This window comes from Arthrobacter sp. JCM 19049, assembly GCF_001310435.1.
Genome location: NZ_BAXF01000954.1, coordinates 1 through 519, shown reverse-complemented (window position 1 = coordinate 519; position 519 = coordinate 1). Strand labels below are relative to the sequence as shown.

Sequence of the window (519 nt, the reverse complement as noted above, 5' to 3'; positions counted from 1 at the left end):
GGACGGTACTGCTCCATCGTTTCTGGCATTAGCACCTTTCGGTTTCCCGGTGGTTGCTGCGGCGTCGTCGAGCCAGATCTCTTAGCCGCTCTTGATGGGTTGTTGGTGATTCCATCGTTCGCCAGGGCCCGGCGGCGGCGCAAGCACGCCGGGCCGAGCCCGTCATCCGCCGTCCCACCCCGTCATGTGACGCGTGAACGTTAAGATGACGCGATTCTTACGCCCGCAGTGTGACGCGTGGGCGGTGACCGGTTTTCCCCGGGTTGCCGGGGGCGCACCGGGGGCAGGGCCGCTGAAGTGTTGCGCCGGGCGGCTTTGTGTGTCGCGGTGATGACGCCCCGTGCGGCCCGTGCCAAAGCCCGGCCGATCACATACACTCCGGGAAAGGATGAAAGTCATCGGCACTGGGTGCGCCGGCAGGGGCCGCGGGCGCAGGGGCCGGACCGGTGCCAAGGAGCCGCAATGTACACCGCAATCCGCCTGTCCTTGACCGTGGTGCTGTGCCTGGTCGCCTCGCTG

The 519-nt window shown here is 67.1% G+C and carries 1 riboswitch.

Going from position 1 to position 519, the window contains the following annotated elements:
* Positions 1-10: 10 nt before the first annotated feature.
* Positions 11-101: riboswitch (SAM riboswitch) on the bottom strand.
* Positions 102-519 lie beyond the last annotated feature (418 nt).